Origin of the sequence: Lientehia hominis (assembly GCF_021044755.1) — a bacterium.
GTDB classification, from domain to species: Bacteria; Bacillota; Clostridia; order Lachnospirales; family Lachnospiraceae; genus Lientehia; species Lientehia hominis.
On the sequence record NZ_JAJNOR010000001.1, the window covers coordinates 43,055 to 67,794 of the forward strand.

The following is a 24,740-nucleotide window of genomic DNA, read 5'->3' on the forward strand; positions in this document are numbered from 1 at the left end:
ATCACGAAGATGAAAAAACCCTTATTGATATTGACCGGTCCCACGGCCGTCGGGAAGACAGCGCTTTCCATCCGGGCGGCAAAAGCCTTTGGCGGAGAAATAATCAGCGCGGATTCCATGCAGGTCTACCAATACATGGACATTGGATCCGCGAAAGTGACAAAAGAAGAGATGGCGGGGATTCCCCACCATCTTATTGACGTCCTGCGGCCGGAGGAGTCCTTTCACGTGGTAAAATTTCAAAAAATGGCCAAAGATGCAATAAAGGAAATTTACGAACGGGGACATCTGCCGATACTCACCGGAGGAACCGGATTCTATATTCAAGCTTTGCTGTATGACATTGATTTTACGGAAAATGACGCAGATACCGGATACAGAGAAAGGCTGGAAAGACTGGCTGAGGATAAGGGCGCAGGATATCTCCATCAGATGCTCCGGGAGAGGGATGCCCGGGCCGCAGAAGATATCCACGAAAATAATATAAAACGTGTGATCCGTGCTTTGGAGTTCTACGAGAAAACAGGGAAGCCCATTTCGGAGCATAACCAGGCTGAACGGGAAAAGGAATCTCCTTATCAGTTTGCTTATGTGGTGCTGTTCCGAGACCGGACGGAGCTTTATAAGCGCATTGATCTTCGTGTGGAAAAGATGATGGAAGACGGGCTTTTAGACGAAGTCCGGCATTTGAAAGAAATGGGATATACGAGAGATATGGTATCCATGCAGGGACTGGGTTATAAAGAACTTCTCGCGTACCTGGAAGGAGAGACGACTCTTTCAGAAGCGGTCCGGATACTGAAGCGGGACACAAGACATTTTGCGAAAAGACAGCTGACCTGGTTCAAGCGGGAGAGACAGACAGACTGGATTTCCATAGACGGCAGATCTGAAGAAGAAATTCTTTTGGAAATTGAGGACATCATGAGAAAAAGAATGGCCACGTCCGGCCGGACTGACGGCTGAATATGGGAAAGAAAAAGGGAGACAGAATATGGAATCATTAGAGACGATGTATAAGAGCATCGGTATAGATAAAAAGGTCCTGGAGCTGGGGACAGAAGTAGAAGCTTCTTTAAGGGACCGCTTCGATAAAATTGACAGGACCGCTGAATATAACCAGCTTAAAGTGCTTCATGCCATGCAGAAGAACAGAGTGGCGGAGGCACATTTTTCTGGATCGACCGGATACGGATACAATGATCTGGGACGGGAGACCCTGGAAGCGGTGTACGCAGATGTCTTCCATGCGGAAGCGGCGTTAGTACGGCCGCAGATCACCTGCGGCACCCATGCGCTGAATGTTGCGCTGGCCGCGAATCTCCGTCCGGGAGACGAGCTCCTTTCACCAGTTGGAAAGCCTTATGATACTTTGGAAGAAGTCATCGGTATACGGGAATCCAAAGGATCTCTGAGGGAATATGGCATCACATACGCCCAGGCTGACCTGAAGCCCGACGGTTCCTTTGACTTTGAAGCGATTGCAGGGAGCTTGAACGCCAGAACAAAGCTGGCTACCATTCAGCGGTCTAAAGGATATGCCTCCAGGCCCACCTTGTCAGTCTCACGGATTGGAGAATTGATTTCTTTTCTCAAGGAAAAAAAGCCGGATATCATCTGTATGGTGGATAACTGCTATGGGGAATTTTCAGAAGAGACTGAACCGACAGATGTGGGGGCTGATATGTGTGTAGGTTCTCTTATCAAAAATCCGGGAGGCGGTCTGGCCCCATGCGGCGGATATATCGTGGGTAAGGAAGCTTGTATTGAACAGGCGGCATACCGGTTGAGTTCGCCGGGACTTGGAAAAGAAGTTGGAGCCAGTCTTGGGCTGAACCAGACTCTTTATCAGGGATTTTTTCTTGCGCCTACGGTGACTGCCGGCGCCATAAAAGGAGCCATATTTGCGGCGGCGGTGTATGAGAGACTGGGATTTCCCGTTTATCCGTCTTCGGATACTGCCCGTCACGACATCATCCAGGCGGTCGATCTCGGATCTCCCGAAGCTTTGAAAGCTTTCTGCCTGGGGATCCAGGGGGCGGCTCCTGTGGATTCTTTTGTCACCCCGGAGCCCTGGCCGATGCCGGGATACGATTCTGATGTCATCATGGCGGCCGGAGCGTTTGTACAAGGCTCCTCTATCGAGCTTTCTGCCGACGGGCCTTTAAAACCGCCCTATACGGTCTTTTTTCAGGGGGGACTGACCTACTGTCACGCGAAGACCGGCATCCTTTTTTCCGTACAGAAAATGCTGGATAAAAATGTGATATCTTTCTGAGGAATTCATTAAGATTCACATTTCTGGTGTACAGGGAATAAAAATTGTGCTAAACTGTTAGTTAGTAAAATTTTGGTTTTACGGGGGGTTTTTGGTAAGACTCCGGTTTTTGTCTGGCTTGTCATCCCATATGGAAAAAGGAGACGAGCCTATGGAAGAAAAGAAAAATACCATTCGGGAGCTGCCGGCTTCCGAACGTCCTTATGAAAAATGTATGGCCTTGGGGCCGGCGGCACTGTCCGACGCAGAGCTTTTGGCAGTGATCCTCCGGACCGGTACGAAAGGGCAGGGAGCGCTGCAGACAGCCAGGCATGTGCTGTCCCTGAATCCTTCCGTGGACGGGCTTTTGGGACTTCATCATCTGAATGTCCGGGAGTTTCAGTCCATTCCCGGTATCGGCAAGGTAAAGGCCATACAGCTTTCCTGTATCGGAGAGCTTACAAAACGGATGAGCAGAAAAAGCATCGACAGGGAGAAGGCGTTCGTATCTCCCGGAGCCGTTGCGGCATACTTCATGGAAGAAATGCGCCACAAGGAAAAAGAAGAGCTCCGTGTGGTGCTTTTGGATACAAAAAGCCGTTTTCTCCATGACCTGGTGATCTCCATGGGCACGGTGAACAGCTCCTTGGTCTCTCCCAGGGAAATCTTTTTGGAAGCGTTAAAATACCAGGCGGTCAGTATCATTCTGCTACATAACCATCCCAGCGGCGACCCTGACCCCAGCAAAGAGGATATCCTGGTGACCCGCAGGGTATATGAAGCAGGCAGGCTTCTGGGAATCTCCCTGGCCGACCATATCATAATCGGGGACAATTGTTTTATCAGTTTAAAAGAACGAGGAATATTGTAGGATGAAGAACAAAAAGAAAGCTTCTTTGCCGGCCAGATACCTGTTGTTTTTTCTGTTACTGTTTTGTATCGGGCTACTGACCGTCAATTACTTTAAGCCGGGATTTCTGAGTCCGGTAACCAACGCAGTGAACTCTGTGCTTCTTCCCATGCAGAAGGGACTGAATCATCTGGGGACCGGCTTTGCGGATACCGCTTATGACTATCAGAGCCTGGAAGAAGCCAGGACGGAGAACCAGCAGTTAAAGGAGGAGCTGGCTTCTCTTAAGGAGGATATCGGAAATTATCAGCAGGGACAGACGGAGCTCAAGCAGCTTCAGGAGTTGTTTGAACTGAAGGGACAGTATACGGACTATGAGATGACAGGAGCCCGGGTGATACAAAAGGACGCGGGGAACTGGTATCATTCCTTTGTGATCGACAAGGGAACAGAGGACGGCATCCAGGCGGATATGAATGTGATCGCCGGCGGTGGTTTGGTAGGGATCGTTACAGAAGTGGGGAAAAATTTTGCCAAGGTCCGTTCTATCATCGATGACGACAGCAATGTGAGCGCCATGTCCTTGAATTCCGGCGATACCTGTATCGTTTCCGGAGATCTGAAGCTTTATAGTGAAGGGAAGCTCCGTCTCAGTTATATCGATAAGAATGACAATATCTGGGATGACGACAAGATCGTGACCTCCAATATCAGCGACAAATATCTGCCGAACATCCTGATCGGCTATGCCCAGGATATTCAGACAGACAGCAATAATGTGACCAAATCCGGGTATCTCGTGCCTGCGGTGGATTTTGACCATCTGCAGACGGTTCTGGTCATCAAGACCCTGAAAGTAACAGGCGAGGAGAATCAGCCATGAAAATCAAGCGGATCCTTGTGATGGCAGTCGTCATTTTCGCCGGTTTTTTCCTCCAATATGGAATATTTGCAAATGTTCCGCTGATCGATACGGTTCCTAACATTCTTTTGATCATCACCGTGTCTTTCGGATTTATGAAGGGAAAGATCCAGGGAATGGTAATCGGGCTGTTCTGCGGCCTTTTTACGGACATTGTATCGATGAACGCGCTGGGGTTCCATATGATAATCTATATTATCATAGGCTATATAAACGGCGCTTTCCATCAGTGGATGTATTCGGATTACATTGTGTTCCCGCTCATTGTCACCACATTCAGCAGCATCTTGTACAACCTGTATTTTTATGTTTTCCAGTTTCTTGTGAGGAATCGGCTGGATTTTATCTATTATCTGACGCATGTGATCTTGCCGGAGGTGATTTATACGGTGGTCCTGACAGGCATCATTTATCAGCTGCTTTCTTTTATCAATTATAAACTGGAAATGACAGAACGAAGGAGTGCGACAAAATTTGTTTAGTGAAATTTGGGAAGTTCTCGTAAGCGGCATTAAAAGGGTAGTGAAATCCAGGCTGTTTGTGGTCAGCATTATTTTTATTGCCATGTTCACCAGTCTGGTGTTCCGTCTTTTCAAGCTGCAGATTGTGGAGGGGGCTGACTACCAGGAAAATTATGTCCAGAAGACGCTCAAGACAGTCAATGTTTCTGGAACAAGAGGAAACATTTATGATCGGAACGGGAATCTTCTGGCTTACAACAAGCTGGCCTATGCGGTCACTGTCGGCGATACGGGAGTTTATGCGAATGGGTATCAGAGAAATGAAATGCTGCTTCGTTTAATCCCGATTCTGGAGAAGCATGGTGAGACCTTGATAACGTCTTTATCCATTACTCTGGACGAAAACGGCGTTCCGCAGTACACCACCAGCACAGAAGAAGAAAGACGCCGGTTCCTGAGGGATGTATACGGCTTAAAAAGTACCGATGGCCTGGATGATGAGAATGGAAAATATCCTTCCAATATTTCCGCCGCCGATTTGTTTGAAAAGCTGAAGGAGCGGTACGGAATCGGAACAAATCAGGACAAGACTACTTATGAGATTGAAGATACCATGGCGCTCAAGCTCATGAATATCCGGTATGCTATGGCGCTTAACGCATACCGCCGTTACGATGCCGTTACGGTGGCTTCCGATGTGAAGCTGGAAACGGTGGCAGATATCAAAGAACATTCGGATGAACTGCGGGAAGTAAATGTGGAAGAAGAGACCATCCGCGTTTACAATGACAGCTATGCTTTCGCCCATATTCTCGGTTATACCGGGAAGGCGGATCAGGAAGAGCTGGAGGAGCTTCAGGGACAAAATGACAGCTATGAGCTGAACGATGTGGTGGGGAAATCCGGAATCGAGTCCGCTATGGAGCTCGATCTGACTGGAATCAAGGGAAGCCAGACCATGTACCTGGACAGCGAGGGGCGTATCCTGGAAGTAACCGATACGGTGGACCCGGAGGCCGGAAGCGATGTATATCTGACCATAGACCGGGATCTGCAGGTGGGTATCTATGCCTTGATCGAACAGAGCCTGGCCGGTATCCTGGTGGCAAAGCTGACGGACGATGAATCCTATGTGATCACAGACGATACCGATACTTCCGATATAAAAATTCCTGTAAAGAATGCGTATTATCAGTTTATCAATAACAATATTCTGTCCATGAGCCATTTTGCGGCAGATGATGCCAGCGATTTGGAAAAGAGCATTTATGACCGTTTTGTGGACAGAAAAGCTTCCGTGATTCCGGAACTTTTATCCCATTTGTCTTCGATAGAGGCTCCCACGTTTGATAAGTGTGAGAAGTCCATGCAGGATTATCAGGATTACGTATTTGATTATATGAGAGACAATTCCTTTTTCCTGGAAGGTTCCCTGAATTCAGAGGATGAGATTTATCTGGGGTGGGTCAATGAGACTATCAGCTTTCACGATTTCCTGTATCATGCGGTGGAGAGCAATTGGATCGACACCACGAAGCTTTCTACCCAGGAAAAATACACCAGTACGGATGATACCTTCCAGTCTCTGGTGAATACGCTTGCCGCAGCCATGGACAGTGATGTCGGGTTCCATAAGCTGATCTATAAATATTTGATAGAGGATGATGTTATTTCCGGAAGAGAGCTCTGCCTCTGCCTCTATGAGCAGGGCGTTCTGGAATATGACGAGGCCGCCATCGCCAGTTTGTCAGAGGGAGGAAAGAAGGCGGCGTTCAATTTCCTGAAGGAAAAGATAGCCAATTTGGAGCTGACTCCAGCTCAGATGGCCCTCGACCCCTGCTCCGCATCCTGTATCATAACCGATGTCAAAACCGGGGAGGTCAAAGCGCTGGTCACTTATCCAGGATATGATATCAATAAATTTTCCGGCTCCATCGACGTGGCATATTATAATCAGCTGTATAATGATCTGAGCCAGCCTTTTCTGAATCGGGCCACTCAGGTAGAGACGGCGCCGGGTTCCATTTTCAAGGTTCTGACCACGGCCATCGGCCTGGAAGAAGGCGTTATAACCGAGGCGGAAGAGATTGACGACACAGGCGTCTTCGAAAAACAGGGACTGCATCTTAGGTGCTGGCAGGCCGGCGGACACGGAAAGCTCAGTGTGATCGGAGCCATCGCCCAGTCCTGTAACTATTACTTTTCAGAGGTGGGCTACCGTCTTTCCCAGTCCAATGGAAATTACGATGGAGATAAGGGCATTGCCACCATACAAAAATATGCGAGCATGTTTGGCCTGGGTACGAAATCCGGCGTGGAGATTGCGGAAAGCGAGCCTCACATAACGGATCAGAACCCAATTCCTTCATCCATCGGACAGGGTACTCATACCTACGCGAACATTCATCTTTCCAGATATCTGACGGCGGTGGCCAGCAGCGGAAATCTGTATAAATACAGCCTGATCTCTAAGGTACAGAAGAATAGTGGGGAAGTGACTCAGGAATATACGCCTCAGCTGGAAGGCCATGTGGAGCTGGCACAGTCCACATGGGATGCGATGCACAACGGCATGGAGGCCGTGGTGGGCCCGGCCGGCACGTATTTCACTACGTTTGCAAATTCGCCTATTAAGACAGAGATCGGGTTCGCCGGTAAATCCGGTACAGCTGAGCAGGCAAAACAGCGGGCGAACCATGGTACCTTTATCGGATATGCCCCGGCGCGTATCCAGGAAACGGATCCTTATGTGGAGCCGGAAGTAGCCGTTTCTGTTTCCATACCCAACGGCTACGGGGCCAGCAATGCGGCAGCCATCGCGGAAAAAGCTCTCCGCCTGCAGTACGGTTATATCACTCTGCAGTCAATCTTAGAGGAAAACCACGCAGCGGATGCCAATGATTATATACCAGAATAAAAAACCGGTGAGGTGATAAGATGCGGCAGACAGTCATTATCAAAGGCAATAATTATGGCCTTTCCGTGTTCCTGGATCCGGAAGTCCCCATGGACAAGCTCCTTGAGGACATTACCGCAAAATTCCGGGATTCCGCGAAATTTTTCCGCGGAGCGAAAATGGCCGTTACCTTTGAAGGACGGACTCTTACACCAGAAGAAACGAATCAGATCGTAAATACCATTTGTGAAAATTCTGAGATAGATATCTCCTGTGTCATTGACACGGACAAAGCACGAGAGGCCTTCTTCCGGCGTACGCTGGAAGAAGAGGCAGAAGAAGAAGGCGACGGAAAGCCTGTCGGGAGCGGCCAGTTCTATAAAGGGACGCTTCGTTCAGGACAAGTCCTGGAAGCAGAGGGGAACATTGTCATTTTGGGAGATGTGAACCCAGGGGCGAGGATTGTCGCCAAAGGAAATATTATTGTGCTGGGAACCCTGCGTGGTACGGCGATAGCCGGACTGGGCGGAAAGAAGCATGCCATTGTCGTGGCCCTGGAGATGGAACCAATTCAAATCCGAATAGGAGATGTGACAGCCCGCACCGGCGGCCGCCACGTCTCTGAGGGCGGTGCGCAGATCGCGTACCTGGACTTCGGCAAGATCTACATAGAGCCTCTCTGCAAAGAGGTCATCGATGAGGTCAGCTTCCGTTAGGTATCTGACAGCAGGAATTTGAATTTTGGAGGAATGAGTTTATGAGTGAAGTCATTGTAATTACGTCCGGCAAGGGAGGGGTTGGAAAAACCACTACATCGGCCAACCTCGGTATCGGCCTTGCCATGCTGAACAAGAAAGTAGTTTTGATCGACACAGATATCGGCCTCAGAAACCTGGATGTGGTGATGGGGCTGGAGAACAGGATTGTCTATAATCTGGTGGATGTGGTGGAAGGCAGCTGCCGTATGAGCCAGGCGCTGATCAAGGATAAGAGGTATCCGAATCTGCAGCTTCTGCCTTCGGCACAGACAAGGGACAAGTCCAGTGTGTCACCGGAGCAGATGAAGAAGCTGATCGATTCTTTGAGAGAAGAGTTTGACTATGTCCTTTTGGATTGTCCTGCCGGCATAGAGCAGGGCTTCAAAAATGCCATAGCCGGAGCCGACCGGGCGATCGTGGTCACCACGCCGGAGGTTTCCGCGATCAGGGACGCTGACCGTATCATCGGGCTTCTGGAGGCCAATGAGATTCGCCGCATCGATCTGATCGTGAACCGGATTCGGATGGATATGGTTCAGAGGGGTGATATGATGTCGATTGAAGATGTCATTGATATCCTGGCTGTCCATCTGATCGGCGCTGTCCCTGACGATGAACACATCGTGATCTCCAGCAACCAGGGCGAGCCGCTGACAGGGTCGGACTGTATGGCGGGACAAGCCTATATGAATATCGCAAGACGTGTCACCGGTGAAGAAGTGCCGATGCTGGACCTGAACGTGAAAAATGGTTTTTTTTCCAGGTTGGCCGGGCTTTTTAAGAAGAAATAAGGGGGACAAGTCATGGGATTGTTTGATTTTTTTTCGAAGAATAAATCGGGGAATGTGGCAAAGGACCGGCTGAAGCTTCTGTTGGTGTCCGATAGGGCCAATTGTTCTCCTGAAATGATGGAAGCTATTAAAAATGACATCATCAAGGTGATTTCCAAATATATGGACGTAGATACAGAAGCGCTGGATATCCAGATCACCCAGACGGAATCAGAAGGCGGTCACGGCGCCGTCCCGGCCCTCTTTGCGAATATTCCAATTAAAGACATAAAAAATGGGAATCCTAACAGATAAAGGATGAAATATGTTTAAGTTTAAAGAGTACCGTTTTCGTTATTTCAATATCAGACTCATATTATTTGTACTGTCCCTGGCAGTGATCGGCATATTGTTTGTGAAGAGCGCCACGATAAATTCCGGGACAGATACTTATAACAAACAGATTTTCGGCGTGGCTCTGGGAGTGGCATGCATGTTCTTAGTTTCTTTGATTGATTATCACTGGATCTTGCAGCTTTACTGGCCTATTTATGCAGTCAATATCGCGATGCTCCTGGCCACAAAGTTCATGGGGCAGTCCGGCGGAGGAGCGCAGCGCTGGCTGAATCTGCCGGTAATCGGTCAGATACAGCCGTCTGAGTTTTCGAAGATCATGCTGATTTTATTTTTCGCCATGTTTTTCTATAAACACCGCGAAAAAATCAGTTCGGTGCGGATTGTGATTCTGTCACTTATTCTGTTTGGCATTCCAGCGTATATGATATTTGATCAGCCGAATCTTTCCACGACCCTTGTAACGGTGGTGATATTCCTGGTCATGCTGTATGTGGCGAAAATAAGCTATAAATGGATCGGAGGCGTGTTTGCGGTTCTGGTACCTGCCGGCATCTGGTTTATTTATTATATCCAGCAAGAGGGACAGAAGCTTCTGCAGCCATACCAGGTGAACAGGATCATGTCGTGGATCAACCCGTCCAAGTATCCCGCGGACAATACTCAGCAGCAGATGAATTCTATCATGGCCATCGGTTCCGGACAGCTTCATGGGAAGGGGCTGGCAAATACCACCCTGGCTTCCGTGAAAAACGGGAATTTTCTGTCCGAAGAGGACACGGATTTTATTTTCGCCGTGATCGGGGAAGAGGCCGGTTTTGTGGGAAGTGTCATCATCATCAGCCTGCTGGCCCTTCTGACGGCAGAATGCATCTATATGGCCGCAAGAGCGAGAGATATGACAGGAAGACTTATCTGCAGCGGCATGGCGGCTTTGATTGCCTTCCAATCTTTTGTAAACATCGGTGTGGCAACGGGGCTTGTTCCCAACACAGGCCTGCCGCTTCCTTTTATCAGCGCCGGACTGAGCTCGCTTCTGAGCATTTTTATAGGTATGGGATTGGTTTTGAATGTCGGTCTTCAAAGAAAATATGATAATAGAGGAGGGTTTTAAGTATGAATGTGGGACTTATCGCACATGATGCAAAGAAAAAGCTGATGCAGAATTTTACGATCGCGTATCGGGGGATTCTTTGTAAGCATGAACTCTATGCGACAGGTACAACGGGGCGTCTGATTGAAGAAGTGACAAATCTGAGCATCCACAAATTTCTGGCGGGCCATCTGGGCGGAGAACAGCAGCTGGCGGCACAGATTGAGAACAATCAGATTGATTTAATGATCTTTCTGCGGGATCCCCTCCACCCGAAGTCACACGAGCCGGATGTTTTCGAGGTCATCCGTTTGTGCGATATCCACAATATTCCTCTGGCTACGAATCTGGCCACAGCTGAGCTCCTGGTGAAAGCGATGGAGCGGGGAGATATGGAATGGCGGGAAGCTTACAAATAATTTTAAGAAGGAAATGATACAGGATATGCCACGAACAACAACAGCGAAGCAGGTAAAACGTACCCGGATTGCACTGAAATTCGGCCTTGCCATATTGGCGGTCGCCGCCTGCACGATCGTCTTCTCATGTTTTATTAAAAGCCCTTTTTCAGGAAAAGGCAGTACTTCCATGCTGGCCGCTTATGAAGGACAGGATGAGGATCTGTCCATGGAGGCGCCGGATGTTCCTGGAGAAGCCCCGGCCCTGTTTGCGGAGAAGCTTTGCGTAGTTACAGCGGATTCAGAGGCAGATCCTGACATCACGTCTGAGGCCGGTGTGACCTTTGACCGAACCAACGGAGAAGTGGTCTACAGTAAAAATGCTTATGAACGGCTTTATCCTGCCAGTGTCACAAAGATCATGACCTGCCTGGTAGCTTTAAAATACGGGGACCTGTCTAAGGAGATTACTGTACGGGCCGATATGCTCGCAAATCTGGACCCGGATTCTTCTGTATGTCGTGTAAAGGATGGGGATACGCTGAACCTGGAGCAGCTTTTGTATGGACTGATGCTCCCCTCAGGAAATGATGCAGCCAATGTGATCGCGTATTTGGTCGCAGGGGGGGAAGAAGCGTTCGTGGAGTTGATGAACCAGGAAGCCCGTTCTCTGGGAGCGACGGACAGCCACTTTGTCAATGCCCATGGGCTGAATGATCCGAATCATTACACAACGGCGTACGATATCTACCTTATTTTTAACGAGTTGATGAACTATGAAGAGTTTATGAAGATCATCGGTACGCAGCAATATACGGCGCAGTATACCAACAATGGACAGCCGGTGACTAATACGTGGAACAGAGGAATCTGGTATTTCTGCGGACAGGCGGTGGCGCCGGACGGCGTAACTCCTCTTGGGGGAAAGACTGGTACGACTCCGGAAGCGAAATTCTGCCTTTCTATGGCATCAGAGGATGAGACGGGAGCGCAGTATGTTTCAGTGGTCCTGAAAGCCGATAGCCGTGAGTCGTTGTACGTTACCATGACCTCTCTGCTTTCAAAAATTCAGAAATAAGGATTGTACTTTCATGTGATTTATACTATAATTAGAACAGGGTTTTATAAATATCCGAACTATTACTTAGTGACTAAAGGAGGAGTGCATTATGGTGCAGATCATAGCAGGAAAGATGGGGAAGGGAAAGACAAAGTTTCTGCTTGAAAAAGCAAATGTGGCAGTGAAAGAATGTAAGGGGTCCCTCGTATATCTCGACAAAAATACGAAAAATATGCACGAGTTAGACAACAAAGTTCGTCTTATCAATGTCTATGATTATCCGATTCGTTCTTATAATGCTTTTATTGGATTCCTGTGCGGCATTATTTCACAGGATTATGATCTGGAATATGTATTCCTGGACAGTTTCTTAAAGCTGGCGCACCTGGAAGGCCAGGACATCTCCGCCGCTTTGATTGAATTAGAACAGCTTGGACAACAATATGGAGTTACCATCATCCTGAGTATTTCTATGGACGCACAGGATCTTCCTGAACATGCACAGTCAAAAGTGATTGTTTCCTTATAGTAACTTACATAATGAATGATAAATATGGTTCGGGACGTGATAACCCCACGTCCCGAATTTATTCTTTGACACCGACCGTATATGCATTGTGTTTCCCTGCCAAAGAATAAAGCCCCCGGCGGATCGCAGAGGCAGAAAGAACGCATCTGCATCCCAAAAGATGACGGAACGTTTTCAGTCAGTACCGTTTCCGACACGGCCGAACATACTGATAAGATACAGGCCGCAAATGCCCACAACAGCGTAAATGATGCGGGAAATCAGGGTCATGTCCCCGAACAGGAATGTGACCAGGTTGAATTTGAAGAATCCGATTAGACCCCAGTTCACGGCACCGATGATGGTGATGACGAGAGCGGTGTAATCAAGTGGTTTGGAATTCATGAGCTTTTCCCTCCTTTCCTTTTTTTAGTTTATTCTTATTTCAGGATATTATTATGGGAAAGATTTCCAAGGTTTGTTTTAAAGGAGCCATTCATGGCAAGTACAAGCAAAAAGATCATTCGTTATAAAAAACCGAAAAATATAAATATCGGCATAGCCGTATTTGCCGTTATTTTTTTATATTTGATCATCGTGCTCATTCAGTTCATGATCAAACCTAAAATTAAGATGTATGAAGTCTTAGACGGAGACATTGCCAACGATTCTTTTTATACGGGAGTGATACTCCGAAACGAAACAGTGGTGAATTCCGATTATGCCGGATATGTAAACTACTATCTGCGGGAAAAGCAAAAAGCTGCGGTCGGGAACCTGATTTTCACTGTGGATGAGAATGGCTCCATGACTGAATATCTGAATCAGTCCTCAGGAGAAGAGAGCAGGTTGTCTGATGATAATCTGAAAGAAATGAAAGAATTACTGGCAGATTTCAGTACGTCTTACTCTGACAGCCAGTTTTCAGACGTATACGATATCAATACAACTCTTAATTCTATGCTGATGGAATATATCAATATCAATGCCCTGCAGGAGCTGAGCACAGCGGAAGGAGAGGGAAACGCGATTTCCTTTCAACGGTGTTACGCACAGACCAGCGGGATTGTTATCTATTCGACGGATGGAATGGAGGGGCTGACTGCAGATCAGGTATCAGCAGATACTTTCTCTAAGGAAAATTATCAGAAGACCACTTATGCCGGCGGACAGCTGATAAACAGTGGTACTCCTGCTTATAAAATGATCACCGATGACTCCTGGTCAGTGGTGATTCCTCTGGAAGAGGACGAACTGTCGGATTACACCGATGTGACCTCAGTGTCTGTTCATTTTCCGAAGAAAAATCTGGATGCGGCGGCCGGTTTTTCCGTTTTTACCGGAAAAGACGGAGTATCCTATGGGAAAATCGACCTCAATAAATATATGATCCAATTTGCAGGTGAGCGTTTTGTGGAAGTGGAAGTGAAAAATTCTCAGGCAGAAGGGCTGAAAGTGCCCAAGACAGCGTTGACCACGAAAGACTTTTTTGTCATCCCCGCGAATTTCATTACCTCAGGAGGAGACAGTGCCGAAGAAGGCTTCTATAAAGAGGTCTATGCCAATGACGGGACTTCCACAATGGAGTTTACTGTAGCTGACATATACCGCACCACTGATGAATACTACTATGTTTCCATGGATGATTTTACAGAAGGAGATTATATCATACTTCCAGACTCCAATGAACGATATCAGATCGGCGCAAAGGAATCACTGCAGGGAGTATACAATATAAACCGGGGATACGCTGTTTTTAAGCAGGTGGAGATTCTGGATGAGAACAGTGAATATTGTATCGTTAAGAAGAATATGTCATATGGTCTTCGAAGCTATGACCACATCGTGCTGAACGCATCTCTTGTAAAGGAGGACGATATTCTCCGCTGATTTTTAGAAAAAATACATATAATCTGTTGACACAATTCGCAAAAACATTGATAATGATAGGTGAGTAAAAAATTGAAAGGCGGTCTTTACCCATGAGTAAGTTTATTGATAAATTTCTTGACTCCATGAAACTGAACGACGAAGACGATTACGACTACGAAGATGACTATATGTATGATGAGGAGGAAGATGACGATTACGAGGAGGAACAGCCGAGGAAAAGCTTCTTCCATCGTGAGAAACGAACTGCAGAGGAGGAACCGGAAATGGTGGATAGAAAGCCTGCGGCTGCAAAATCTAAACCGAGGACAAGCAATGTAGTTCCCATGCGTGCTGCTACAAGAGGCGGGATGGAAGTCTGCATGGTAAAGCCCAGCAGTCTGGGAGATGCTCGCGAAATTTGTGATACGCTTTTGAGCGGCCGTGCAGTTGTCATCAATATGGAGGGGATTCCCACGGAAACTGCGCAGAAGATTATTGACTTTACATCTGGCGCATGTTATTCCATGAATGGGAATATGCAGAAGATTTCCAATTACATATTCATCGCGACTCCTCAGACTGTGGAATTATCCGGTGATTTTGAGGATTTAATGGGCAGTTCTTCCGGTCTTTCAGACTGACGGGTTGAAAAAGATGGATAGAGAAGAGCAGTTGTTTCTACACCGTCTCCATGATTTATCTGATGCGTGCTTTCAGCGGGGAATTCCCGTTTATACGGATTTTTTGAATTTACATGAGCAAACAGTTTTTCTTTCGGCGCTGCCGGAGTTTTCCCATGTCCGCTGTTATCTGGACGGCGGTTATGAGACAGCAGAGAGAAAGATTGTTTGCTTTCTTCCTGTTTATGGGGGATTTGAAGAAGGGCCAGACAGGGAACAGCTTCCCATAGTTCCGGTACGGATTTCCTCTTCTGCGGGAAAATTTACAGTACCAAGCACCCATCGGGATTATTTGGGAGCTGTGCTGAACCTGGGAATTGAGCGGGGAAAGATCGGAGATATCATCGTCGGGGATGGATTTGCGTACTGTCTCTGTACGGAAAATATGTCTGATTTCCTGATGGAAGAATTAAAGTCCGTCAGACGTAATCCCGTGGCCTGCACCAGAGCGTCTTTTGCGGATTTGGAAGAAAACCAGAGCTTCACTGTCATCACTGGTTCCATCGCTTCCCTGAGGATGGACGCGCTGCTGGCGCTTCTTATGAAGTGTTCCCGCTCAAGAGCGTCTGAATGTCTGGCAGAAGAGAGGGTGTTTTTGAACGGAAAATTATGTGTTTCTCAGACGGCTGTGCCAAAAACAGGGGATATCCTTTCTGTCAGAGGAGTTGGGAAATATATTTTTGACGGGGTCCTCACTTCAACGAAAAAAGGACGCCAGATGGTTCAGCTGAAAAAATATGACTGAGGCGGCATTTAGATTATAAAATATGAAAGGGTGATAAGAAATGACAGCAGAAAATAAAGTGGAGCCTGAAGAAATCATGGTACATCAGAATGGAAAGCCCATATACCCGGTCATTTTAACGGATTCCTTTTACAGCCTCCCAAAATCGGCGGCACAGCTTAACCTTTCTGGCAGAAAAGTATGCATTGTAACAGACAGCAGGGTGGCAAAGCTGTATTTGGAAGAAATAAAAAACATTTTTGACAGCATATCCGAGAAGATAGTATACTTTGTTTTTCCGGCGGGAGAGCCCTATAAAAACCTGGATACCGTAAAAAGCCTTTATGAGTATCTGATCTGTCATTCCTTTGACCGGAATGACATCCTGGTGGCGCTGGGCGGCGGAGTGACGGGGGATTTGACCGGCTTCACGGCCGCCACATATTTAAGAGGAATTGATTTCATCCAGGTGCCTACTACCCTCCTTTCTCAGGTGGACAGCAGCATCGGCGGCAAAACCGGCGTGGACTTCGACGCTTACAAAAATATGGTAGGGGCCTTTTATATGCCCAGACTGGTATATATCAATGTCTCGGTGTTAAAAAGCCTTCCCGAGGAACAATTTGCTTCTGGCATGGGAGAGGTCATAAAGCATGGCTGTATTCGTTCCGGAGAATACTATCATTGGCTGGAAGCCAATAAAGAGAGCATCCGGCAGAGAAAGACAGATTTCATGGCGGCAATGGTAAAGGGAAGCTGTCTCATCAAACGCGCTGTGGTAGAAGAGGATCCGACGGAAAAAGGGATACGCGCCCTTTTGAATTTTGGACATACCCTTGGCCATGCCATCGAAAAAGAAAAGGGGTTTACGCTGAGCCACGGGGCCTGTGTGGGAGTGGGATGTGTAGCAGCGGCTTATCTGTCCGAACGGCGCGGAATGCTGAAACCGGAAGAGTTTAAGAATCTGGAGGAGCTCCTTGCCTATTTCCGTATTCCCGTTTCGCTGCAGGATATCAATGTATCAAACGTGCTGGACGCGGTAAAGCATGACAAGAAAATGGACTCTGGTGTCATTCGGTTTATATTACTCCGGGCCTTGGGCGATGCCTGCATCGACAAAACCGTTTCGGCGGAAGAAATGGAGTCGGCCATGGACTATCTGACAAAACCAAGAGGAGAATAACATATGGAAGAAAACCAAACAAAAAAACGGCTTTTTACGGTATTCCGCTATCTTTTTGGGGCAGTTTTGCTCGTGGGATTCGACCAATGGACAAAGAGCCTGGCGGTGGCACATCTGAAGGGACAGGAAGCGTATCCTGTCATCAAAGGAGTCTTTGAGCTCTCCTATCTGGAAAACCGGGGAATGGCATGGGGGCTTTTGTCCGGCCAGCGGTATGTCTTCCTGATTGGGAGTGTTCTCATCCTTCTTCTGATTGCATATGCTTTCTGGAAGGCTCCATCAACCAGGAGATACCTGCCGGCTCGTCTGATTCTGACTGTGCTCTGTGCCGGAGCCGTCGGAAATCTGGCGGATCGTCTTGTACAGGGATATGTGGTGGACTTTTTTTCCTTAACACTGATTGATTTTCCGGTATTCAATGTGGCGGACTGTTATGTGGTGGCTGCAGGAATCGCTTTTGTGATCTTTTTTCTGTTTTATTATAAAGACGAAGAACTTGCCGTCTTTCTCCCCGGAAGAAGAAAGAAGAAAAGCACACCGGATAAAAACAGAGGAGAGGATGCGCAGATATGACGTTTTTCTCTTACAGAGCGGCAGATGAAGATGTGGGAAAAAGGCTGGATAAGTTTCTGTCTGAAAAGCCGGAAATGCCCTCCAGAAGTTATCTAAAGAAACTGATTGAGGAATCCCAGGTCCAAGTCGATAAAAAGGCCGTAAAGGGCAATTACAGGGTTCAGGCGGGGAATGAGATCGAGGTATCCGTTCCGGAGCCGAAGGAACTGGAAGTAGAAGCAGAACCGATGGAACTGAATATCGTCTATGAAGATGATGACCTGCTCATCGTTGACAAGCCGAAAGGCATGGTAGTACATCCTGCCGCAGGGCATGAATCACACACACTGGTCAACGGCCTCTTGTATCACTGCAGAGATAATCTGTCTGGAATAAACGGAGTTCTCCGTCCCGGCATTGTCCACAGAATCGACCGGGATACAACCGGACTTCTGCTGGTGTGTAAAAACGATTTTTCCCATGCGGCCATTGCGGAACAGCTGAGGGTCCATTCCATTAACAGGCGTTATCATGCCATAGTCCATGGTGAGATCAGAGAAGACGGCACGGTGGATGCCCCCATCGGAAGGAACCTCAATGACCGAATGAAAATGGCGGTGAACCCAAGGAATGGAAAAGAAGCGGTTACCCACTATCACATATTGGAGCCGCTTAAAAAATACACTTATATCGAATGCCGGCTGGAGACCGGCCGCACCCATCAGATTCGTGTCCATATGGCATCCATCCATCATCCTCTGCTGGGTGATACGGTCTATGGACCTTCGAAATCTCCAATCTCTCTTGAGGGCCAGACACTTCACGCAAAAGTTCTCGGTTTTATTCATCCGAGGACAGGCAGCTATCTGGAATTTGAGGCTCCGTTACCTGAGTATTTTGAAAGATTATTGGTGAAATTGCATATATAACTATACTTTCTTTGACAAATATAGTATAATATAACTATCTTAAGGATGAGAGGAGCTGAATGCTATGCATGGAAATCTAGTGATTACCATCGGAAGAGAATGCGGAAGCGGCGGAAGATTCATCGGACAGAAGCTGGCAGAGCGCCTTGGAGTCAGATGTTACGATAAGGAATTACTTGCATTATCCGCGAAGAACAGCGGGCTGTGTGAAGAAATCTTTGAACATCATGATGAAAAGCCCACCAACAGCTTTTTATATTCACTGGTCATGGATACCTATTCCATGAGCTATAATCCTTCTAACTTTGTGGATATGCCCTTGAACCAAAAGGTATTTCTTGCTCAGTTTGATACCATCAAGAAACTGGCAGAGCAGGAATCCTGTGTGATCGTAGGGCGCTGCGCCGATTATGCGCTCGCGGAATATCCGAATATGGTCTCCGTATTTACCACCGCATCTTATGATGACAAGGTGGAGTACCTGAAAGAACATTATCATATCGAACCGTCAAAGATCAAGGATTTCATTACAAAGACCGATAAAAAACGCGCGTCTTATTATAATTATTATTCCAATAAAAAATGGGGGAGCGCAAAGAGCTACGACCTCTGCATCAACAGGAGTGCGGTTGGATTTGACGGGGCAGTGGACGTCATTCTGAACTTTGTAGATGTTAAAAAAGCAGATAAGAAATAAATCGAGTATTATGATTCAATAGAGCCGGCAGAAACAACTGCCGGCTCTTAGTTTTTGTCATTGGTTCATTACAAAATAAATAATAAGATTAAGGAAAGAAATTTGGTTAAAGTGTAGAAAATAACAATAAAATCTCAAAATAGTTGACGCAAATTAGTGATCGGCTATATAATCCAAGTAATTCATGGTTTATATTTTTTACATTTAAAGGTATGATCAATGAAAAAAATCAGGGGAATGGGAAAGAGAGGGGAAGGCATGAAATCCAAAAAACGGTGGTTTAAGAAGAGTGCAGCCATGTTTCTGGCTCTTTGGATGGCAGCGGTTAATTTACTGCTCGCATTTCCGGTTCAGGCGGCGCTTGACGAAATGGATGCAGGACAGTGGAACACGGATCTGGAGGGGGTTCAGGCGGTTGGTTCCGAACTTACTTATGTGGACGGAGGCCTTTTGGTAGAAGGCGGCGGTGACGCGGCGGCAATGACATCAGTTAAAAAAGAAGGGGATTTTATTTTTGAGACAGATGTGACATTCCGAAGCGGTTATGTAGCCAATCTGATTTTCGGCTCTGAGCTCAGTAATTTAGGTGCAGAGCATCCACTGGAAAATTCTGTCGTGTTCAAACTGGACAGAAGAAAAGAACGAAAGAATGAGACAAAGCTCTTTTATTACAGTTTTGAGAAGGGGTTTCCCGAGATTGGAACAAACAATGGGAGGGCGTTTGAATATGAAAAAGATACTTATCACCTAAAAGCCGTTGTAAAGGACAACTTGTGTACCTGTTATGTAGATGATGTTTTAGTTGCTTCCGGCAATATTTCAGAATACTATAAGTTGGGATATATTGGCGTAGCAACAGCAGAAGGCAGTTCTGCCGTTTTCCAGAATACATACTTCAAGCAGGAAGCAGAAGGAGAAAAGGAAGATACCTGGAAAACAAACCTGGAAGGCAGACATGTCGTAGATGCCAAATCTGATTTTACAGAGGACGGTATCTGGATGACTCCGGATAAAGACAATGGCAAGAGAGACGCTATGGTAATCAGCGATACCATGTCAAACGGCAGCTTCGTCTATGAAACTGATGTTTTCTTCAAGGACGGCGAGGTGGCGGACTTGATATTTGGCGCGCAGAATACTGACAAGCAGGAAGTTTCCTGTCTGTTCAAATTTAACCGGAACAATCCGGCTGAGACGAAAATGTTCGCTTATGGTTATGGATTCCCTACATTTGCGCCGAACTGTGGAAGCTTCGATCTGGGAAAAGAAAACTATCATCTTAAACTGGTGGTAAATGTAAATAAAAACTTCTGTATGGGGTATGTCGACGATGTGCTGGTTTGTGCCGGAGAACTTCCGGATTGGTATGAAGACGGCCATTTTGGCATAGGTACTTCGGAAGAAAATGGTACATATGGCAGCGTTGTATTCCAGAATACTTATTTCCGTGAGGGAAAGGAGGTCTTATGGAATACTAATCTTGAGGGTATTACCCCCATCAAGGCAGATTTTGAGTATACTGATGACGGCTATAAACTTATCTATGCCAATATCCCGGGAGAAAATGACGCCTTTGCAGGCAGTTCCACTCTTTCCGGCGAACGATTTAAATTTGAATCGGATGTTATTTTCCAGGATGGCAATGTAGCAAACCTGATTATCGGAGCGCCCAGCGCAGATTCGTTAGAAGATGGCTTTGTATTTAAATTAGACCGCAGTAATCCTCGGGAGACAAAGGTTTTTTGCTACGGTCATGGCTGGTCTCTTGTATGCGAAAATACGAATGAGTCTCTGTATGAGCTTGGCAAGGACAGTTATAATATGAGGGCTGAAGTAGACGGTAATTTATGCAGTCTGTATATTGACGGTGAGCTGGCATGTACAGGCGCACTGAAGGATTGGTATAATCCCGGTTATTTGGCTGTCGGCGCAGGGGAACATTCTACTGTTACTTTCCAAAATACTTATGTATCGAAGCTGAAGACAGAACAGGGCGGTTCTGAGAGCTGGAATACCAGTATGAATAAGGATGGTATGACAGCCATTGGCAATGTCATTACTTATGATGAGTACGGCCTTCGCGTAAATGCTGGCGGCGAATCTTATCTGATGAGTGATGTTTACATGGGCCCGGATGATTCCTTTGTTTATGAAACTGACGTAAAGTATGTGAACGGAGACTGCCTGGGGCTTATGTTTGGAGCAAAGAATCCGGATGCCAAAGATGATGCTTATGTCTTTTATATGAACCGCACCGGCGGCGGCGGAAACTGGTGGAACAAAGATACCAGATTCTGGAAGTTTAATACTGGCGCAGGGGATACTTTCTTCAGCGATGATCATTCCGGCAGTTTGACAGAAACGGATTTGTTTGAGATTAATAAGGAAGATTATCATTTAAAAATAGAAATAAATAGTGACTATTTCTGGGCGTACATTGATGGAAAGCTGGTTCATCAGTTCTATTTGCCGGGATATCAGGGCGGTTACCTGGGGATGCGTATCGATGGTACCGCATATTTCCAGAACACGATGGTTACAAAGACAGAAACTAGAGAATTAGCGGAAATTACGGATGTGCGTGTGGAAGGAAGTAGGCTGACGCCGGAGTTCAGCAGGCTGGATACGGATTATAGTGTGCTGGCGGTTGATCATACTCAGAAAACGGCAAAAATTGCCGCTGAATTTACGGGCGAAGATGTAACACTGACCATCAATGGGAAAGAGGCGGAGAATGGTGTATACGTGGATGTACCTCTGGAGGTGGGGAAGCAAATCATCCCTGTCAAGCTGGTGGATAATATAAAAAAAACTGAGTTTAATGTAACCGTGTCCATTTACAGAAAGGAAAGTCCTGAAAAATTTATGACGGAATCCTGGAGGGACCAGTATCATTTCTCTCCTCTAGAGGGCTGGATCAACGATCCCAACGGTCTGATTTATTATAATAACCAGTGGCATCTGTTTTATCAGTATATTCCGTTAACGACGATCCATGATGATTACGCGAAGCACTGGGGACACGCTGTATCCGATGATTTGGTGCACTGGGAAGAGGTCCCTGTAGCTTTGGCTCCAGACGAGCTTGGTTCTATTTGGTCCGGCAGTACCGTGGATGATCCCGAGAACAAATCCGGTCTTTTTGATGGCCCCAGTACGAATAACCTGCTGGCGTTCTTTACTCATATGAACGGCGGACAGAGTCAAAGCATCGCGTACTCCGAGGACGGCGGCCTTACCTGGACAAAGTATGATAAGAACCCGATTTTAACGGTAGAGAAGAATGATCCGCTCCGTGACGGCGCATTCCGAGATCCCAATGTATTTTGGTGTGAACAGGCAGATAAATATCTGATGGTAGTGGCCGGCGGTCCCCTTCGTATTTATTCTTCCGATAATCTTTTAGACTGGACCTTTGAGAGCGCTTATGGCGGAAATGCAGCGTACCGTCCCTCTGGTGTAGGGGAAATACATTCCGAATGTCCCGATTTATTCCCTCTGCCGGTAGACGGTAACAAAAATAACATCAAGTGGGTCTATACCGGGGCCGGAGAGTGGTATATCATCGGTGACCTGGAGCAGAGAAAAGTGGATGGAAAGCTGAGCTGGTGCTTCGTGCCGGACGAATCTGGAAGCAGAAGGCTGACCATTCCCGGAACGGATTCTTATGCGGCAGTAAGTTTCAAGAAAGGCCCGGAGGGCCGTGTGGTCATGGTAGGATGGATGGCAAGCTGGGGAAGGATTTTCAACGCGCCTACAGAAGGCTGGAACGGTACCTATACTCTGTGCTACGATATATCTTTAAAAACGACGTCCGAAGGTATCCGTCTGTATCAGGAGCCTGTAAAAGAATATGAACAGCTAAGACAAAAGCCTATTTTTGAAGAAGAAGATGTTATAATTGAAGCGGACGGCGCTAACATTCTGGAAGGCTGCCGCAGCGACCAATTTGAGCTGGTGGCACATTTGAAGCCGGAAGACAGCGTAACAGAAGTTGGCTTTAAACTGTTACAGGGAACTGACCAGGAAATGATCGTGAAATACAACCCTCAGACCGGCGTCCTTACTCTGGACAGCAGCAAAGCATCGGCTGCCGGAGGAGGAAGCTTTAATGGAATCTATAATTATAATCTTCGTAAGAATGATGATGGCTCTGTTGATTTAAGTATCTTTGTGGATAAGGGTTCCATCGAAGTAATCCCAAACCACGGACAGGTTTACGGCTCCGTTCTTGTATTTCCTAACTATGCAGGAATCGGTATGGAAGCTTTTTCGACAGGCGGCAATACCGCAGGCAGTCTGGTAATTTATCCACTAACCGGTATCTGGAGAGAGGAAGCTTCTGGAGAAACAACTCCTGTAGAGATTTATCTCAGCGCGGAGGAAGGAAAGACCATTACAACAGGAGAAGAATTCACGATATATTCCAGAGTGGCTCCTGATACGGCTTCCCAGGCGGTGGACTGGACTGTGGAAGATCTCAGCAGTGCAGTGGAGATCGCAGCGCAGGATGATGTTTCCATTACCCTTAAGGCGGTATCGGTCGGTACTTTTACAGTGACGGCGGTAACGAAAGATGGAAGCTTAACAAAATCTGTAAATATAAATATCATGGAAAACCCTTTCCGCACGAACATCACAGGCTGGAGTGTTTCTGGAAGTGGAAACTGGACACTGGTTCCGGAAGGCTATCAGGGGGTCAGCACCGGAGGCGATGTATTTGCAATCGGTAAAGAGACGTTTGAAGATGGCTTTAAGCTTGAGTTTGACGTGACCGTGCTGGAGGGTACCGCGTTTGGTGTTGTCTTTAACGCAGGAGACAATCCGGGCGGCAGCTCTTATATGGTGAACTTTGACTTTGGTACCGATAATATGGGACAGCAGTTCCGCTGGACTGAGTTTCCTTACAGAGGCGATGCAAGCAATCATGCAATCGCGAAATTTGATGATACCTTCCGACCAGAGATTGGCAAGAAACATCATATTGAAATGAGCTATGTGGACGGAAAACTGACCTATATCATGGATGGTCATACTATTTTTGACGGTGTAAAAGAGAAAAACGCGACTTATTCCGGAGGCCATGTCGGCGTAATCGGTTTCAAGAGCACATCCGTCATAAATGATTTCTATGTAACAGGTGTATCCAGACTTAAAGATTTAAGCGTTTCCTCTGGCACTTTGTCACCTGCGTTTGATCCTTCGGTTTTGGAATATGAAGTGACAGTAGAGAATGCGGTGGAAAAGATTCAGGTGATACCTGTGAGTGATGCTGGTGTGGAAATCCTGGTAAATGGAGAAGTAGTGGCAAATGGCGCAGCTTCTGATGAAATAGCTCTTGCGGCAGGTGAGAATACGATTACGGTGGCTACAAAGTCCTGGGATGGAGAAACAGTCTATACGATTTCTGTAACCAGGGAAGAGAAGGCAACAGATCCAACAGACCCTTCAGATCCAACAGACCCTACGGATCCGGCAAAGCCTACGGAACCGACAAAACCTACAGATCCAACAAAGCCGACAGATCCAGCAAAACCTACAGATTCAACAAAGCCGACAGATTCAACAAAGCCGTCTAGTCCGTCAAACCCGACAGCAGGCTCGACGAATGGGAAGGGAAACGTACCTACTGGCAATGTGACTGCAATCGTACCGGTGTTTGTTATCATGATGCTCGCGGCAGCAACTCTTGTGATAGCAGCGTTCAAGAGAAAAAGAAGTAAATAAACAATACAAAAAAAGCTCCCCTGCCCTTCAAGATTGTGGGGCAGGGGAG

Annotated in this window: 22 protein-coding genes; 21 read left to right on the forward strand and 1 reads right to left on the reverse strand. The window is 46.9% G+C overall.

What is annotated here, in order from left to right:
* Positions 1-9: 9 nt before the first annotated feature.
* From miaA to LQE92_RS00255, 13 genes are all read left to right on the forward strand, one after another.
* Positions 10-966, forward strand: coding sequence for a tRNA (adenosine(37)-N6)-dimethylallyltransferase MiaA (miaA, locus tag LQE92_RS00195; protein WP_231061006.1), 957 nt, complete (start codon positions 10-12; stop codon positions 964-966).
* Positions 967-994: 28 nt separating this feature from the next.
* Positions 995-2,278, forward strand: a complete 1,284-nt coding sequence (locus LQE92_RS00200; RefSeq protein WP_231061007.1) for a methionine gamma-lyase family protein — start codon at positions 995-997, stop codon at positions 2,276-2,278.
* Between the two features lie 151 nt (positions 2,279-2,429).
* Positions 2,430-3,128, forward strand: a complete 699-nt coding sequence (radC, locus tag LQE92_RS00205) for a RadC family protein (RefSeq protein WP_231061008.1) — start codon at positions 2,430-2,432, stop codon at positions 3,126-3,128.
* Between the two features lies 1 nt (position 3,129).
* Positions 3,130-3,990 (forward strand): rod shape-determining protein MreC, encoded by an 861-nt coding sequence (mreC, locus tag LQE92_RS00210; protein ID WP_231061009.1) that lies wholly within the window; start codon positions 3,130-3,132, stop codon positions 3,988-3,990.
* Complete coding sequence (gene mreD / locus LQE92_RS00215) at positions 3,987-4,511, forward strand: rod shape-determining protein MreD (protein WP_231061010.1); 525 nt, start codon at positions 3,987-3,989, stop codon at positions 4,509-4,511. Before mreC ends, mreD begins: the two co-directional genes overlap by 4 nt.
* Positions 4,504-7,407 (forward strand): penicillin-binding transpeptidase domain-containing protein, encoded by a 2,904-nt coding sequence (locus LQE92_RS00220; RefSeq protein ID WP_231061011.1) that lies wholly within the window; start codon positions 4,504-4,506, stop codon positions 7,405-7,407. Before mreD ends, LQE92_RS00220 begins: the two co-directional genes overlap by 8 nt.
* A gap of 20 nt (positions 7,408-7,427) precedes the next feature.
* Positions 7,428-8,102: a septum site-determining protein MinC gene (minC, locus tag LQE92_RS00225; protein ID WP_231061012.1), complete on the forward strand. Its 675-nt coding sequence runs from the start codon at positions 7,428-7,430 to the stop codon at positions 8,100-8,102.
* Positions 8,103-8,143: 41 nt separating this feature from the next.
* Positions 8,144-8,935: a septum site-determining protein MinD gene (gene minD, locus LQE92_RS00230; protein ID WP_147595870.1), complete on the forward strand. Its 792-nt coding sequence runs from the start codon at positions 8,144-8,146 to the stop codon at positions 8,933-8,935.
* Positions 8,936-8,947: 12 nt separating this feature from the next.
* Positions 8,948-9,229, forward strand: coding sequence for a cell division topological specificity factor MinE (minE, locus tag LQE92_RS00235; RefSeq protein ID WP_147595869.1), 282 nt, complete (start codon positions 8,948-8,950; stop codon positions 9,227-9,229).
* A gap of 10 nt (positions 9,230-9,239) precedes the next feature.
* Positions 9,240-10,382, forward strand: a complete 1,143-nt coding sequence (locus tag LQE92_RS00240; RefSeq protein ID WP_231061013.1) for an FtsW/RodA/SpoVE family cell cycle protein — start codon at positions 9,240-9,242, stop codon at positions 10,380-10,382.
* A gap of 2 nt (positions 10,383-10,384) precedes the next feature.
* Positions 10,385-10,780: a methylglyoxal synthase gene (mgsA, locus tag LQE92_RS00245; RefSeq protein ID WP_147595867.1), complete on the forward strand. Its 396-nt coding sequence runs from the start codon at positions 10,385-10,387 to the stop codon at positions 10,778-10,780.
* A gap of 25 nt (positions 10,781-10,805) precedes the next feature.
* On the forward strand, positions 10,806-11,837 hold the full coding sequence (locus LQE92_RS00250; RefSeq protein ID WP_231061014.1) for a D-alanyl-D-alanine carboxypeptidase family protein: 1,032 nt from the start codon (positions 10,806-10,808) through the stop codon (positions 11,835-11,837).
* Positions 11,838-11,928: 91 nt separating this feature from the next.
* Positions 11,929-12,348 carry a twitching motility protein PilT gene (locus LQE92_RS00255; RefSeq protein ID WP_147595865.1) on the forward strand — a complete coding sequence of 140 codons (420 nt, stop codon included), beginning with the start codon at positions 11,929-11,931 and terminating at the stop codon, positions 12,346-12,348.
* Between the two features lie 174 nt (positions 12,349-12,522).
* Here LQE92_RS00255 and LQE92_RS00260 read toward each other — a convergent pair whose 3' ends face one another.
* Entirely contained in the window at positions 12,523-12,732 is a 210-nt protein-coding gene (locus LQE92_RS00260) for a DUF378 domain-containing protein (RefSeq protein ID WP_147595864.1), read from the reverse strand.
* Between the two features lie 93 nt (positions 12,733-12,825).
* Here LQE92_RS00260 and LQE92_RS00265 point away from each other — a divergent pair, with 93 nt between their 5' ends.
* From LQE92_RS00265 to LQE92_RS00300, 8 genes are all read left to right on the forward strand, one after another.
* Positions 12,826-14,217, forward strand: coding sequence for an HlyD family efflux transporter periplasmic adaptor subunit (locus LQE92_RS00265; protein WP_231061015.1), 1,392 nt, complete (start codon positions 12,826-12,828; stop codon positions 14,215-14,217).
* A 92-nt stretch (positions 14,218-14,309) separates the two neighbouring features.
* Positions 14,310-14,840, forward strand: a complete 531-nt coding sequence (locus LQE92_RS00270) for a cell division protein SepF (protein WP_231061016.1) — start codon at positions 14,310-14,312, stop codon at positions 14,838-14,840.
* Positions 14,841-14,853: 13 nt separating this feature from the next.
* Positions 14,854-15,624, forward strand: a complete 771-nt coding sequence (locus tag LQE92_RS00275) for a YlmH family RNA-binding protein (protein WP_231061017.1) — start codon at positions 14,854-14,856, stop codon at positions 15,622-15,624.
* 40 nt (positions 15,625-15,664) lie between these two features.
* Positions 15,665-16,786 carry a 3-dehydroquinate synthase gene (aroB, locus tag LQE92_RS00280; protein ID WP_231061018.1) on the forward strand — a complete coding sequence of 374 codons (1,122 nt, stop codon included), beginning with the start codon at positions 15,665-15,667 and terminating at the stop codon, positions 16,784-16,786.
* Positions 16,787-16,789: 3 nt separating this feature from the next.
* Complete coding sequence (gene lspA / locus LQE92_RS00285; RefSeq protein WP_231061019.1) at positions 16,790-17,359, forward strand: signal peptidase II; 570 nt, start codon at positions 16,790-16,792, stop codon at positions 17,357-17,359.
* Positions 17,356-18,267, forward strand: coding sequence for an RluA family pseudouridine synthase (locus LQE92_RS00290; protein ID WP_231061020.1), 912 nt, complete (start codon positions 17,356-17,358; stop codon positions 18,265-18,267). The genes lspA and LQE92_RS00290 overlap by 4 nt, the downstream gene beginning before the upstream one ends.
* 64 nt (positions 18,268-18,331) lie before the next feature.
* Positions 18,332-18,964 carry a cytidylate kinase-like family protein gene (locus tag LQE92_RS00295; RefSeq protein WP_231061021.1) on the forward strand — a complete coding sequence of 211 codons (633 nt, stop codon included), beginning with the start codon at positions 18,332-18,334 and terminating at the stop codon, positions 18,962-18,964.
* Between the two features lie 258 nt (positions 18,965-19,222).
* Positions 19,223-24,691 (forward strand): cadherin-like beta sandwich domain-containing protein, encoded by a 5,469-nt coding sequence (locus LQE92_RS00300; RefSeq protein ID WP_231061022.1) that lies wholly within the window; start codon positions 19,223-19,225, stop codon positions 24,689-24,691.
* Positions 24,692-24,740 lie beyond the last annotated feature (49 nt).

Coding starts and splice junctions, on each gene's coding strand:
- mgsA (WP_147595867.1), top strand. CDS start 10,385: ATGAATGTGGGACTTATCGCACATGATGCAAAGAAAAAGCTGATGCAG.
- LQE92_RS00300 (WP_231061022.1), top strand. CDS start 19,223: ATGAAATCCAAAAAACGGTGGTTTAAGAAGAGTGCAGCCATGTTTCTG.
- LQE92_RS00290 (WP_231061020.1), top strand. CDS start 17,356: ATGACGTTTTTCTCTTACAGAGCGGCAGATGAAGATGTGGGAAAAAGG.
- LQE92_RS00275 (WP_231061017.1), top strand. CDS start 14,854: ATGGATAGAGAAGAGCAGTTGTTTCTACACCGTCTCCATGATTTATCT.
- lspA (WP_231061019.1), top strand. CDS start 16,790: ATGGAAGAAAACCAAACAAAAAAACGGCTTTTTACGGTATTCCGCTAT.
- LQE92_RS00200 (WP_231061007.1), top strand. CDS start 995: ATGGAATCATTAGAGACGATGTATAAGAGCATCGGTATAGATAAAAAG.
- mreD (WP_231061010.1), top strand. CDS start 3,987: ATGAAAATCAAGCGGATCCTTGTGATGGCAGTCGTCATTTTCGCCGGT.
- LQE92_RS00265 (WP_231061015.1), top strand. CDS start 12,826: ATGGCAAGTACAAGCAAAAAGATCATTCGTTATAAAAAACCGAAAAAT.
- LQE92_RS00295 (WP_231061021.1), top strand. CDS start 18,332: ATGCATGGAAATCTAGTGATTACCATCGGAAGAGAATGCGGAAGCGGC.
- minE (WP_147595869.1), top strand. CDS start 8,948: ATGGGATTGTTTGATTTTTTTTCGAAGAATAAATCGGGGAATGTGGCA.
- minD (WP_147595870.1), top strand. CDS start 8,144: ATGAGTGAAGTCATTGTAATTACGTCCGGCAAGGGAGGGGTTGGAAAA.
- LQE92_RS00240 (WP_231061013.1), top strand. CDS start 9,240: ATGTTTAAGTTTAAAGAGTACCGTTTTCGTTATTTCAATATCAGACTC.
- mreC (WP_231061009.1), top strand. CDS start 3,130: ATGAAGAACAAAAAGAAAGCTTCTTTGCCGGCCAGATACCTGTTGTTT.
- radC (WP_231061008.1), top strand. CDS start 2,430: ATGGAAGAAAAGAAAAATACCATTCGGGAGCTGCCGGCTTCCGAACGT.
- aroB (WP_231061018.1), top strand. CDS start 15,665: ATGACAGCAGAAAATAAAGTGGAGCCTGAAGAAATCATGGTACATCAG.
- miaA (WP_231061006.1), top strand. CDS start 10: ATGAAAAAACCCTTATTGATATTGACCGGTCCCACGGCCGTCGGGAAG.
- LQE92_RS00250 (WP_231061014.1), top strand. CDS start 10,806: ATGCCACGAACAACAACAGCGAAGCAGGTAAAACGTACCCGGATTGCA.
- LQE92_RS00260 (WP_147595864.1), bottom strand. CDS start 12,732: ATGAATTCCAAACCACTTGATTACACCGCTCTCGTCATCACCATCATC.
- LQE92_RS00270 (WP_231061016.1), top strand. CDS start 14,310: ATGAGTAAGTTTATTGATAAATTTCTTGACTCCATGAAACTGAACGAC.
- LQE92_RS00255 (WP_147595865.1), top strand. CDS start 11,929: ATGGTGCAGATCATAGCAGGAAAGATGGGGAAGGGAAAGACAAAGTTT.
- minC (WP_231061012.1), top strand. CDS start 7,428: ATGCGGCAGACAGTCATTATCAAAGGCAATAATTATGGCCTTTCCGTG.